Annotated in this window: 13 protein-coding genes; 3 read left to right on the top strand and 10 right to left on the bottom strand. The window is 35.6% G+C overall.

All coding sequences use genetic code 11. The features are described 5' to 3' along the window. The 10 genes from QL989_RS13470 to galU form a co-directional block, all read right to left on the bottom strand. A partial coding sequence (locus tag QL989_RS13470; protein ID WP_290170762.1) for an acyltransferase occupies positions 1-1,006 on the bottom strand: 1,006 nt, incomplete at its 3' end. 12 nt (positions 1,007-1,018) lie between these two features. After that, the gene (locus QL989_RS13465; RefSeq protein ID WP_290170761.1) at positions 1,019-2,920 is read right to left on the bottom strand and encodes a hypothetical protein; all 1,902 of its coding nucleotides are present in this window, start codon (positions 2,918-2,920) and stop codon (positions 1,019-1,021) included. Further along, a complete protein-coding gene (locus QL989_RS13460; RefSeq protein WP_198523018.1) occupies positions 2,917-4,089 on the bottom strand; it encodes an O-antigen ligase family protein in 1,173 nt (390 codons plus the stop codon). The genes QL989_RS13465 and QL989_RS13460 overlap by 4 nt, the downstream gene beginning before the upstream one ends. Next, the gene (locus tag QL989_RS13455; RefSeq protein ID WP_290170760.1) at positions 4,082-5,260 is read right to left on the bottom strand and encodes a hypothetical protein; all 1,179 of its coding nucleotides are present in this window, start codon (positions 5,258-5,260) and stop codon (positions 4,082-4,084) included. Before QL989_RS13455 ends, QL989_RS13460 begins: the two co-directional genes overlap by 8 nt. Continuing rightward, entirely contained in the window at positions 5,250-5,756 is a 507-nt protein-coding gene (locus QL989_RS13450) for a glycosyltransferase (RefSeq protein ID WP_010389662.1), read from the bottom strand. Before QL989_RS13450 ends, QL989_RS13455 begins: the two co-directional genes overlap by 11 nt. Next, positions 5,756-6,208 (bottom strand): hypothetical protein, encoded by a 453-nt coding sequence (locus QL989_RS13445; RefSeq protein ID WP_290170759.1) that lies wholly within the window; start codon positions 6,206-6,208, stop codon positions 5,756-5,758. The genes QL989_RS13450 and QL989_RS13445 overlap by 1 nt, the downstream gene beginning before the upstream one ends. Then, positions 6,201-6,518 (bottom strand): DapH/DapD/GlmU-related protein, encoded by a 318-nt coding sequence (locus QL989_RS13440; RefSeq protein ID WP_277054561.1) that lies wholly within the window; start codon positions 6,516-6,518, stop codon positions 6,201-6,203. Before QL989_RS13440 ends, QL989_RS13445 begins: the two co-directional genes overlap by 8 nt. Positions 6,519-6,622: 104 nt before the next feature. Beyond that, the gene (locus QL989_RS13435; RefSeq protein WP_290170758.1) at positions 6,623-7,450 is read right to left on the bottom strand and encodes a glycosyltransferase family 2 protein; all 828 of its coding nucleotides are present in this window, start codon (positions 7,448-7,450) and stop codon (positions 6,623-6,625) included. Between the two features lie 15 nt (positions 7,451-7,465). Then, a complete protein-coding gene (locus QL989_RS13430; RefSeq protein ID WP_198523012.1) occupies positions 7,466-8,809 on the bottom strand; it encodes a UDP-glucose/GDP-mannose dehydrogenase family protein in 1,344 nt (447 codons plus the stop codon). A 1-nt stretch (position 8,810) separates the two neighbouring features. Next, complete coding sequence (gene galU / locus QL989_RS13425) at positions 8,811-9,713, bottom strand: UTP--glucose-1-phosphate uridylyltransferase GalU (protein ID WP_290170757.1); 903 nt, start codon at positions 9,711-9,713, stop codon at positions 8,811-8,813. A 264-nt stretch (positions 9,714-9,977) separates the two neighbouring features. Here galU and QL989_RS13420 point away from each other — a divergent pair, with 264 nt between their 5' ends. Genes QL989_RS13420 through QL989_RS13410 form a run of 3 tightly spaced genes read left to right on the top strand, consistent with a single transcriptional unit; the run spans position 9,978 to position 13,233 of the window. Beyond that, the gene (locus tag QL989_RS13420; protein ID WP_290170756.1) at positions 9,978-10,676 is read left to right on the top strand and encodes a transglutaminase-like cysteine peptidase; all 699 of its coding nucleotides are present in this window, start codon (positions 9,978-9,980) and stop codon (positions 10,674-10,676) included. Continuing rightward, positions 10,660-12,666 carry an EAL domain-containing protein gene (locus tag QL989_RS13415; RefSeq protein ID WP_290170755.1) on the top strand — a complete coding sequence of 669 codons (2,007 nt, stop codon included), beginning with the start codon at positions 10,660-10,662 and terminating at the stop codon, positions 12,664-12,666. The genes QL989_RS13420 and QL989_RS13415 overlap by 17 nt, the downstream gene beginning before the upstream one ends. Positions 12,667-12,687: 21 nt before the next feature. Then, positions 12,688-13,233 carry a hypothetical protein gene (locus tag QL989_RS13410; RefSeq protein WP_290170754.1) on the top strand — a complete coding sequence of 182 codons (546 nt, stop codon included), beginning with the start codon at positions 12,688-12,690 and terminating at the stop codon, positions 13,231-13,233. Positions 13,234-13,252: the final 19 nt, after the last annotated feature.

Below are 13,252 nucleotides of genomic sequence, written 5' to 3'. Positions count from 1 at the left end.
TCTTCGTAAATAAAGCCAAGAGCATACTGATTAATATAAAAATGAAAGATAGAGCAATAAAATATACCCACTGGAATAAAACCGTTTCGGGAGTTGGTAGTTTTAAGTTTCTAAATATAAAAATTAAATAAGGATGTATGAAAAATACAGCGAAGCTTGTACCCGCAAGATTTTCAAAAAACAAATTACTCTTTGAGTACTTTTCTAACAATAAGAAGAAAAAAAATGAAAGAAGTATCTTTTGTAAAAACATATAATCGATACCTTTAAATTCAAAAAATGGTTTATGGTAGCTTCCCACATCACCAAAATAGGTCTGGATCAGCGTGAAACTGATTGATAATAAAAACAGTAGCCAAAACAGATTACCTTGAAAAGTCTTCAAGAAGGATTCTCTATATTGGGATACCAAAGCACCGGTGAGATAAACAGGGAAAAAGAACACAACAGAATGAAAGTGGTTCATATTATCGACCGGTCTATGTATAAAAATCGACACACATGAAAGAATCAGAATCAACGACACCTTAAATTTTAAATTTTTTTTAAGTATATGAACAACTAGTGGTGAGAGTAAAAATAAGAGTAACGCAAAGGGGATATACCAATAAGCGGTCATAAACCGGCCTGTTACTTCATATTTTAGAAAAGGTATCATAAACTGTGACATCGCACCTTCAGATTTAGGCAGAAAGTATCCATCTGAAATTGGGTTAGATGCATATATATATAAACATATTGGTATGATCGACAACAACAGATACGGCCATAGCAGTTTTGAGGCTCTAGAGAAGTAAAACTTAGAAAAAGTAAACTTTTTTAAAAATACAACTTCAAAAAGATAGCCAGATATAAAAACAAAAAGAATGGTGCCACCAGATAACAAATTTCTAAAAAACACTTCCCAATAACTATCTAAAACGACACCAGATACATCGAAGGAATGACCGAAAACAATAAACATTATTGCTATTGCACGGAAATTATTAATTGAATTGTAAAACAAAAGTATATTCCTTTAAATTGGCTTTATCTCAATATTAGTTATTTTGCCCGAGAATCCGATCTTACCAGTAGAGAATCTTAAGCGACCATATTCCGGTTTACAAATTGGTACTCTGGTATTAAAAATTCCAGAATTATTTATACTTTTATGAAAATCTCCAATATTGATGTAAGCAGAGCCTTCATCAATTTCGACTTTATATTCGAGTAAGTATATGGGATATCGTAACTTAGTTTTAATGAAGTAATCCCCAGTTATAGAAAACTTATCAGCTTCATAATTTTCAACGGTTACATTACTAGGCCATATATTATCACCTAGTTCATCGATGCTATCATGGTCAAAGTTGGTTTCGGATAGTATTGGCTTCAAAGAAATAGACTGCATAGCACCAGTAAACTTAGTTTGGGTACTGACTACAGAAACCATATCTTTATTTGGTTCACAAATGATTGCTACAAAGGAATTTTTTCCCTCTTTTGTGATTGGTATAATTGAATCTCCAATGTTTAGAATTGGAGTACCAGATTCAATCTCAGCATCAAAGCTTACACGATATAAAGCATAATTTAAATTTCTGTTATTATAGCTTCCTCCAATAATTGAGAATGGTTCTGGTGTATCTACTACAACATCTCCATCATCCCATATGTTGTAACCACTTGTATTCACAGCTGAAGACATACCTGGAGTTTGAGGTGTAATCTCTATTGAAAATTGTACTAACCAATTATGAAGTGGTTGCTGATCTACAAAAGAAATTAACTCTGACGTATCCCTGATATTCGTTACTGGAGTTTTCTGATTTGCAGTATTTTGTCTGTCATCTAGTGTAAAGCCGCTATCTATTTTTCCACCTACTTCGAGTGTAGTATTAAACTCAAGTACTAAAGAATCACCTTGGATAGACACTTGAGGAATATATTCTATATTACTTGGAGAAATATATTTAAGACCATAACCAGGAGCCTGAGGCAAAGTCTGAGTATCTATGACCAAATCCCCTTCTGGAACATGTAAGGTTACAAAAGCTTTGTTATTTTCTATTTTTAAAAACTCAGGTTGTAGTGGCTTCCATTTTTTATTTAATGCAAATGTAGTAAAGATAGCTTTTGCAAAATACTCACCTTGTAAAATGTAACCTTTTGCATTTAAGTGAGTTCTCTCATCAGGTCTATTAAAGTAGTTTCTGTTGAGAAAATATTTTGGCATTACTAGGGAAACTGTTTCATTATCATTCGCAAACTCCCATAATGAGATAGCAATATCGTGCCCATAACTTACACCAGTTTGATCCATAAATAAAATTGGATTGCGGGTTTTAGAGGAAGTAGTTTGTACTTTGTTTTTATATGCATTATATAATTTACTAAGTTTCTGCTTATATTCCTGTAGATTAGAGTTTGCGTTAGATTCACCATGGATCCAAGTAATAAAAGGAACATTGAAGTTTTCACCACTTTCAAAAGCTAATTTTTCACCAGCTCTAAGCATTGTGAGTCCATTTTCAAATGGTTCGGTGCCGTATCCCAGCTTGCTTATCTTTTGCCCACCACGGCCATGAGGTGCATAAACAAACTTTGGAAAAGGCTTATTCTCAAGTGAATATAAATACTCTAACATTTCAAACATCGAGTATGCATGTGTTTGTCTAGTTAGATCTTTCAAAGGCTCTAAAAACCTGACGTCACTCTCTACTAAGCTTTGGTCGAACTGAGGAGCTGTCGTCCTCACACCGTTAAATAAAAAGACTTTATTAGGGTTAACCTCATCTTGAAAAATTATCGGGTTCATATCTTGGCTAGTGTGACCTATACTCAGAGACTGACCTGAAGACAATACTAAGTTGTAGTCATCAATAGCTCCAACACTATTAAATGAGCTTAAAAGAAGTAAAAATAAGTAATGCCTCATTTTTCTTTACTTAAAACCATATAAATTACAGGGATTATAGAGTAACCAGCAACACCAGATAAAAATGAGGCCTCAAATAAAGAAGTAATAATAATATAAACAGCCATCGAGTTACCTAACCTATTTTTGCATTTAATAATAAAATTATAGCCAAGAATTGCAGTTATACATAACATGCCCCCCAAACCAAGACTAAAAAAAGCTTGCAAAATTAAGTTGTGAGCATGAGCAGGTGTATAACCGATAATATCCTCTAATCTCGGTAAAGCTAAAGATGTTACGCCAATACCATAGCCAGTAAAAGGCCGCTCAAGTGCCATATCAAATACCGCAGGCCAGATATAAGTTCTGCCAGTAAAGGTGAGGACTTCTTCAGGATCACCGTGGCGAGATACATGCCCAAGGAAGCCATAAAAGTCAAATGCAGCGTATATTATTAATAAAGAGGTGAAGATTATTCCTGATAAAATCACAAATAGAATAAACTTATTTCTTCTATATAAGAATAACGATGAAAAAATAAATGATATAAAGGCAGTCTTACTATCACTCATTAACAAAGCAGCTAAAGACAGTAAGAATGCAATAATAAAAAAAGATTTTGTAATAACAGACTTATTAAAAGAATGTAACAAAAACAGGCAATATACAGCACAAAACCCACCCATTGCATTTGATGTTGAGAATACGCCACTCATACGGGGACTTACAAATAAAACATCATTTAACCAATAAATGTGCCTTCCTAAATCGGGTAAAGCTAAATAATAAAAGTAAGAAAAACAAACAACTATAAAGAATGACAAGCTAATTGAATAAAGCAGAAAGTCATCTCCAAACCTGCTTTTTACATACTTAAAATAAAAGTAAAAAGCTGCATATGAGAGCACTACAACAAAGCTACGGAAAGGGAGCATTGAAAAGGGTAACATCAATATGGCTAAGAGAATAAAAGCAAAAAATAAAAACTCATGATTGTTAGACACCCTAAAACCGAATTTATAAAAATATATAAATGCGATTAAAATACCTCCCCCCCATGCCATCAATCTTAATACGATTTGAAAATCGACACTATCACTTCCATATTCGCGTATTCTGAAAACAAACAAAGAAAAAATAATAAATATTGAGAAGAGAAATAAGTTAAAGAGTCTTATCCTATTCATAGAAGAGCCCTTTTATAACAATTAGATAATAAGTCATTGCTAAAAACAGCCAACCAATAAAAATATAAAATGATAATGAAACTTGTAAATGAAAAACTAAATTCAATAATAAAAGAGATGAAACACCCAAACCTGATAAAAGGTATGATAAATTCATTCTTTTATACATATTGTTTTTAACGAGCAGCATTTCAATACTTCTGGAGCAAGATAAACAAATAAGGATACCTGCCCAGAATAATAAATCATTAAGTTGAGGGACAGCTTGATCGGCATACACAATTGGAAATAAATAAACAGCTATTAATAGGCAAAGTGATGAAGCAACAAAAGAAATCACAATATACTTTTTGAACAAACTCTTCACAAATATTTGTGCATTATCTTTTATACTAGCTAGTTTTCTTTGATCAATTGCCTCCACTGATTTGATCAATATTTGCACTGGCTGAAATACTGATCGAGCTATGAATAGTATAGAAGAAACTGTTGCAGGATACAGAGCCGATACAAGCAAAAAAGGAGAGTGCACGAGTAATAATTGAGAGATGGATTGAACATTGCGATTTAATAAATTTCTTGTATCACGAAACCAAAAAAAAATATCCCATTGCTGTTCATCCGTATGAGCTTTTTTAAAAACAATGTATATAGCGATTACAATTAACTCTAGAGAAAATAAACATAAATAGGTGTTTATCAAAAGTTTTATAGATACACCATCAAACAATAAAGAAGCTGCAAGAGTAAACATCAAAATAGCAGATACCAATACAGGCAGAAAGTACAGCTTACTCACCATAAATAGATATCTAAATGTTTCATGCATAAACAAAAAAGCGAATAAAGCCGGGGCTAAAAGCCACTGTTCTTGAGATGGAAAAACAAAATAGGTGCTAATGAGAATCAACATCATAAATAGTACTAAGAGAAAAAAAGAACAACTTAGAAACTCAATGACTCTAACTTTACTGCACTTATCTTCCTTTAAATTAAAAGGTATTAGCACAATTGTTCTTTGAAATGATAAGAAAATTAATGAGAGAGTCATAGCAACACCAAACATAACTACTGACTCATTTCCCGCATATTTAAGTAAGAGAAAAGTTATTAGAAAATTAGCACCCGAAGATAGCATCGAGTCCACTAATAAAGATAATTTATATTTCATCATCTATCATTTTTTTTATATATGTACCAAGGTTTTCTGTATCGTGCTCTTTTTCAGTGGTGAAGAAATCATTCATCTCACTTAATTTCTCTATTTCTTGGAAAATATTTTTCAAATTTTCCACATCACGGCACACCCGCATTAAGCTTGTTGATGAGGTCAACGGTTCAAACCTTGAAATAGTATCTAGTTGATGGTCATTTCTGTGCTCATTAAACTTAGCGAGCCTAGGTACAACTATAAGCTTTTTATTTAATTCCAGACACTGAATAATGGTTCCCATACCAGCGTGAGCAATGACAATATCGCACCAATCAAGTTTCGCTTCGTACTCATTGGAGCTCAAAAAATCGATAGTTTGAATACCATCGTAAGCATTCAAATCATCACCAACTTGAGCAAAAACATTCAAGTTTAGTGGTTTATTTATATCGTTAATTGCCTTTATCAATCGTTCAAAAGGTAATTGCGCACCTACGGTTACAAGAACTTTCATTATATAACTCGGCCTTTATATTCAACATTATCGCCAGCTAAATCTGGCCATTGGGTTAATGTTTTATGCGCAAATTTCTTTGCCATTCTTCCTGAAGCAGATAACTGTTTTGTATTCGCAATACTATCCACCCACATGGTTTTTCTAAGTAATATTCGACCAATAACAATACAGATTAACCCTGGCATTGCACCTGTGGTTACTATCCATTTGGGTTTATGCTTTAAAATAAGTTTTAACAATTGAAAAGCGACTATTGGAGAACGGGCTAATGTATCTCTTGAGACATCCTCAATTAAGCTTTCGTTCTCAAAAGAAGGGGTATCGTGCTCGTTTACTTTCGTTCGCACAAATAAAATATCATTAGAATCAAAATTGGCTTGTTTCATAATCCTACTTAATTGCACATAGTGACCGCCTGTTGATGCAATTGCTATGAGCTTCTTATTCATTAATTAATATTCCTAAAGCTTTTGTTTTAATATTTGTACGAATAGCAACAGCAGGGTTTCCTGCTACAATTGTCCCTGAGCTAACATCTTTTGTCACGACAGCCCCTGCAGCTACAATGCATGAATCGCCTAAGGTAACTCCAGGCATTATGATTGAATTGCCACCAATGAAACAATTTTCACCTATTCTCACGTCTTTATGGATGGCTCTACACATGTCGTGGGTTAAAATTACAGAACCAAACGCAATATAAGTACCCGCCCCTATGTGAACACCTTTTGGGTTTGTCTTATCTAACTTTGCTTTCAACGAAATCCTAACGCTTTTATGTATATCCATTTTATAAAAATGGATATACCAGAGTGTAATGATGGATAGTATAAAATGTCGTACATAGACGTGGATGAATCTTTTCATATTCTTGTGCTCTCGTCCCTTTCCCATTTGATTGTCTTTAATTTTTTAATTTGCAACTTAGCACGAAATGTAGCTATTGAGATGACTACCCCATAAACAAAAAACCGAAACAACGCTCTCTCTTTGATAGCTACTTTAAGCAAAGAAGGAAAGCTATTACCACCAGTTGTAGGTGAAGTAAACTTCTTCTTTAATTCCATATTGCCTAATTTACTTCTTGTTTTTATTTTAATAAGCGACCAAATTGTTCTTGGACTCATTACTACTGAAAAACAAGAAGGAATCGTGGTCAAGTTAGCTGAACCTAAGGTACCTTTAACATAACCATCATCGGCAATAACTTGCGGAAACGTTCCTAAAATATCACGAGCCTTTGGAGAAATAAGATATGCACCAGAGTTAACCATTCCAATCCTATAAGCAGGAGTGAGTTTCAAAAAACTGTAGTACATATTAGTTAAGAAACTGCCATCTTGAATTATGTTTGTTTGTGGAGAAGCAAATAAGTACTGTTCATTTTCAATAAACTTAAGAATGTTTCTGACACTTTCTGTGTTGATAATAACGTCAGCATCTTGAACAAGCACATGCTCAAACTGAGCAATTTCCAGCCCTTTATTTATAGCCAAAATCTTTGAGCCAGTATCAAGCTCAAGTACTCTAAATGAAGGAAATTTCGCTCTAACAAATTCGGCTGTATTATCCATACAACCATTTGGTAGGACAATTACTTCAACCTCCAAACTCGAAAAATTCGTTAATTCAGATAGCGTTCTTTCTATACATTTTTCTTCATTATATGCAGGTATTATAATTGTCAGCATTTTAAGACCCTCATACTATAAAATATTTCTACCAATAGAATAATAGCTAAAGCCTTTATTTTTTAGTCTCTTAGGATCGAACAAGTTCCGTCCATCAAAGATAACAGGAGTTGTTAGTAAGGATTTTATCAACGAAAAGTCTGGAGCTTTAAAGTTTTGCCATTCAGTACAAATTACAAGCGCATCTGCATTATTTAATGCTGATTCTTTAGTGCCCATAAAGCTTAGGTCATTTCGTGCACCATATATACGCTGCGTTTCTTCCATTGCTTCAGGGTCATAAGCTTGCACCTTAGCCCCTGCTTTCCATAATTGCTCCATTAGAATGCGACTTGGTGCTTCACGCATGTCATCTGTGTTAGGTTTAAAGCTCAAACCCCACAATGCAAAAATCTTACCTTTTATTGCATCTGGGTTTTGCTCTAAATCATAGTGCTTAGTAATATATTCAAATAACTTATGCTTTTGAGCATAATTTACAGCTTCAACTGCTTTGAGTATTTTTGATTCGTAGCCTATGCCGTCAGTTGTGCGAACAAGTGCTTGTACATCCTTTGGAAAACATGAGCCACCGTAGCCACAACCAGGGTAAATAAACTGATAACCAATTCGCGGATCTGAACCTATGCCATGGCGAACATGCTCTATATCAGCCCCTACTCGCTCAGCTATATTAGCCATCTCGTTCATAAAACTAATTTTAGTCGCAAGCATGCAGTTAGCTGCATATTTAGTAAGTTCAGCACTTTTAATATCCATTACGATAATTTTTTCGTGATTTCTATTAAATGGGGCATACAGTTCACGCATTTGTTCTTCTGCATCAACTGAATCTGTACCAATAATAATGCGATCAGGGCGTTTACAATCATTAACGGCAGCCCCTTCCTTTAAAAACTCAGGATTTGATACCACTGAAAAGGTTAAATCACTTCTACGACTATCAAGAATCGATTGTACTGTTGCTTTAACTTTATCTGCCGTACCGACAGGTACTGTTGACTTATCGATAATAACTTTTGGCTTTTGCATATGTGTAGCAATAGTTTCTGCTACTTTTAATACGTATTTTAAATCTGCAGAACCATCTTCGTCTGGCGGAGTACCTACTGCAATAAACTGTAGTTCACCAAATTCAACACCAAATTGGGCATCTGTCGTAAATGTTAAACGCCCTTCTGCAAAGTTTTTTTCAACTAACGGTGTTAAACCTGGCTCATAAATAGGAATAATGCCTTTTTTTAGATTTTCTATCCTTGTTTCATCAATATCGACACAGCAAACATCGTGACCAGCATCTGCAAAAACTGCGGCTTGAACTAAGCCAACGTATCCTATTCCGTAAAAAGTAACTTTCATTTTATTTCTCTCGCTTTTTAAGCAATTCTTTGACGCGATTTGTAAATTCTTCACCCATTAGGTTTGATTGCATTGCATACTCTACATTTGCAAGCATATAACCTAGTTTTGAGCCACAGTCGTGCGACTTACCTTTTAAATGGTACGCTTCAATTGTTTCAAGGTGACGTAACTGCAGTAATGCATCTGTTAATTGGATTTCGCCGCCTGCGCCTGGTGGCGTAAATTCGAGCAAATCCCAAATAGCAGGCGATACAACATATCTCCCTGTTATGGCTAAATTACTTGGCGCTTCGTCATTGTTTGGTTTTTCAACCATGTTGGTAATGGCTGCATTTTCGCCTGGGGCAATATTTTTACCCGCTAAATCAACTACTCCATAGTTGTGCACATCTTGATGTGGGACGGGCTCAACCATAATTTGGTTATGCTGGGTGCGCTCAAATCGGTCGATCATTTGCGTTAAGTTATCAACCTTTAGGTTCGACTTATATTGATCAATAATGACATCCGGCAACAAAATAGCGAATGGGTTATTACCAATAATTGGGCGAGTTTCAAGTATTGCGTGGCCTAAGCCTAACGGCGCTGATTGACGAACCGAAATAATGCTTACATCTCGCGGGATTATTGAACGCACTTCTTCTAGCAAGCTGCGTTTTACGCGAGCCTCTAGGGTCGCTTCTAGCTCAAAGCTGGTATCAAAGTGATTTTCTATTGCGTTTTTAGATGCATGGGTAACCAGTACAATTTCTTTAATACCGGCTTTTACTGCTTCGTTTACAACGTATTGAATGAGAGGTTTATCGACTAGCGGAAGCATTTCCTTTGGCGTTGCTTTGGTGGCTGGTAGCATGCGCGTACCTAAACCTGCAACAGGCAAGACTGCTTTTAATACTTTCACTTCAATTCCTTTTTCTTAACTTTTTATTTTTCGTAGAAACTTATTGATGCTGTTGCTAAATTTAAGCATCTGTTTTAAGTGCTACTGTCCGTATGGGCGGGTATTATACACACCAGATAAATTCGCTCAATACAAAAAAGCAGCCTTTTAGATTGTTTTGTGTTAACTAAATGTTACCGGTGTAATGGGTGCACTTTTTATAACCTATCATTTTAGTTTCAATGGGAATATAATTACCGCGTTAATTTTTTAGGGATGGGCTTTGTGCGGGTAGGAATTTGCATCATTATATTAGTGTCTTTTTTTGCTTGTGCACAAGACATGCTTTTACATTTGCGTAATAGCGATATAATTACCCGTGCCAAACAGTTTTATGGTGATGCTGGCCACCAAAGAATAAAAAACTGGCTGAGTTTTATAGATGACTCTGCCGACAAAAGCGAATGGCAAAAAATTCATTTAGTTAATGACTTTTTTAATAAGCATATAAAGTACAAAACCGATGACGAGCTCTGGCAAAAAAAAGATTATTGGGCCACGCCACTAGAAAGCTTAGGGGTGGGTATGGGTGATTGTGAAGATTATGTTATTGCAAAGTATTTTACTTTAATAGCCTTAGGAATCCCTGAAGATAAAATACGCTTTATGTATGTACGCCAGCGAACGGTTAATCAACCTCACATGGTACTTATATACTTTGAACAACCTAATCAAATACCGCTAGTGCTTGATAATTTCAATACAAAATTGGTACCTGCTAGTAATCGCGGTGATTTAAAACCTATATATAGTTTTAATGGCCAAGGTTTATGGTTAGCCAAATCGAAAGGGTTAGGTAATAAGGTTAAAAATAGTCGTGGTGTTTCTGCTTGGAACACCATGCTTGAGCGAATTGAACAAGGTGAGCTTGCGCCCGCCAACAATAACAATAAAGGAACTAGTAGTTATGTCTCGACTCTTTAAATATGGATTGAGTTTAAAGACTCAAGTATATGGCTTGATCATTTTAATTTCGATAATTTCGTTTTGTGTACGCGTTATTACCGACGTTGATACAACCCGTAATTACTTACAAACGCAAATGGCTAGCCACGCGCAAGACACCGCTACCAGTTTAGGCCTTTCTATCTCTCCTTATTTAGAAGACGACAGCCTAATGATTGCCGAGACGATGGCAACCGCTATTTTTGACTCTGGTTACTATAGCCAAATTAAATTTACTGACGTGCAAAACAACATCGTTTTTGAATTACAAAACCCTAAGCGTGTAGAGTCTGTTCCTAGCTGGTTTATAGGTGCTGTTGAACTAAGTGCACCAACTATGCATTCTGAAATAAATAATGGCTGGATGATGGCCGGCACTCTTGATGTAACAAGTCATACTGGGCAATCGTATTTAACCTTGTGGCAGCACACCTTGCGCAGCTTATACAGCTCGTTTTTACTCTTAGCAGCGTCACTGGCAATTGCATTTTTAATATTACGTGCGGTATTTAAGCCACTACAAGCAGTTGAAAACCAAGCTATGTTAGTAACACGAAAGCGTTTTACCTTAAATAAAGAAATACCGGTTGCTCGAGAACTTCGCACTGTTACGCAAGCCATTAATAACATGGTTTTAAACCTACAAAGTACGTTTGATTCACTAACAAAACAAACTCAAGCACTTACCGAAGAGGTATACATAGACTCGTTAACGGGGTTAGGTAACCGCAAGTCGTTTGAAAACCACTTTAATTCAGTTGTTAATAATATTACTGACGATACACCCATTACCGCAATGATGCTTACCCTGCCCTCGTTAAATAATATAAACCAAGTTGTAAGCTATCAAGATGGCGATCAGCATGTATTAGATGCAGCAAAAATACTTAAACAGCTTGCTGATGAGTTACCAAATTCATCTTTATTTAGGCTCAACGGGGGAACGTTCGTTTTATTGGCCCCGTATGATGTTTTATTTTTAAGTAAAGCTCGCTTAGATGTGAGTGATAAGTTAAGTCAAAAAGAAAATAGCTCACACATTAATGGTTACGCTAATTTAGCCATAGTTGGCATTGAGCAAGGCGCTGCCTTGGGTGAAGTGTTGTCGTTACTTGATACTAGTTGCACTATTGGCGAAGATGCTACATTAGACAATACCGATAAAGAGTCATTATTTAGTGTTAACCAATGGCGTACTTTAATTAAGTCGATTATTAATGCGGGTGAAGTCAGCTTTTCGGTGCAGCCCGTAAAGCAAGCTAATAAAACTGACTCTCAATGTTATTTTGAAGTATTTGCCCACTTTATTCATGAGGGTGAAAAAGTAAATAATGGCCACTTATTCGCCATGGCTGAAAAGTTAAATTTAACCGAAGAGCTCGATAAAAAAATTATACGAAGCTTTGTAGATATAAAAGAACATTACCCTAATGATGTATTTGCACTTAATATTAGCAAGGCATCGTTGTACTCAACTGACTTTATACAATGGCTCACCCTTTATTCGCACACTAAACCCGTTATTAAAACAAACCTTGTATTCGAACTGCATGAAATTGGTTTGCTCTATAATGTGCACGTAGCTTCGTTACATATAGATGCAATTAAAGAACTGGGTATTAATGTATGTATTGAACACTTTGGCACTAGCTTAACGTCGTTTAGGTATTTACAAGGTCTTGATATTGAGTATGTAAAAATTGATGGTAGTTATATTCAAGATTTAGTAACTAACCCACAAAGCCAGTTTTATATTCAAACAGTTAATAATATTTGTCATGGTTTTGGTATTAAAGTTTTAGCCTGTTTAATTGAAAAAACTGAAACGTTAGAGATACTCGAATCCTTGGGATGTGATGGGGTACAAGGTAATTTAATACTGTCACCATCAAAAATTATTAAATCTAATGAAAATGGCGTAAATAAAGAGTTTACTTTTTGCGCCGATGCGCTAAAATTTTGCAATTAAAACTCAACCTAGGGACGAGAAATGAAAAAATTACTTTTAGCTGGCTTAGTAGCTAGCGCAACAGCTCTTACTGCTCTTCCAACCCATGCACAAACGGATAAAGATGCTGTGGTTCAAGAAGTGAGCATAAATAACATTATTGATATTCTTAACAACGTTACCGCAGATACTTCATCTGAGCAATTACGCGAAGACTTAGTGGAAGCTATTAAACGTATTTGTAAAAACAAAGAAAAAGTTGAATTAGACGAGAAATTACTAAATGCCGCGTGTAGCGCTGCAGACATTGATGCGATGGTTGCAGCTGTTGTTGCCCAATTTGGTGCAGATAACCCGTTAATTTCTGACTTTTTAGCTGCACTTACGGCTGCAGGTTTAGACTCTGATGCAATTACACTTGCTGCAATTACTGCAGGTGTTGATGCAACCACCGCTTCTGAAGCGACCGCTGCAGGCCCTGGTGTAGGTCAACCTGCTCCGCCAGTAGGCAGTTTACCAACATTACCAACACCTCCAGGCTCTGGTGGTACAGGTGGTGATAACGGTATATCTGAAGTCGGTAACTAGTTTTTACCATAAGTATATT

Origin of the sequence: Pseudoalteromonas sp. APC 3224, from assembly GCF_030407535.1 — a bacterium.
In the GTDB taxonomy this organism is placed as follows: domain Bacteria; phylum Pseudomonadota; class Gammaproteobacteria; order Enterobacterales; family Alteromonadaceae; genus Pseudoalteromonas.
Note: the sequence above shows the minus strand (reverse complement) of the source record. Positions and strands in the feature narration are given on the sequence as shown.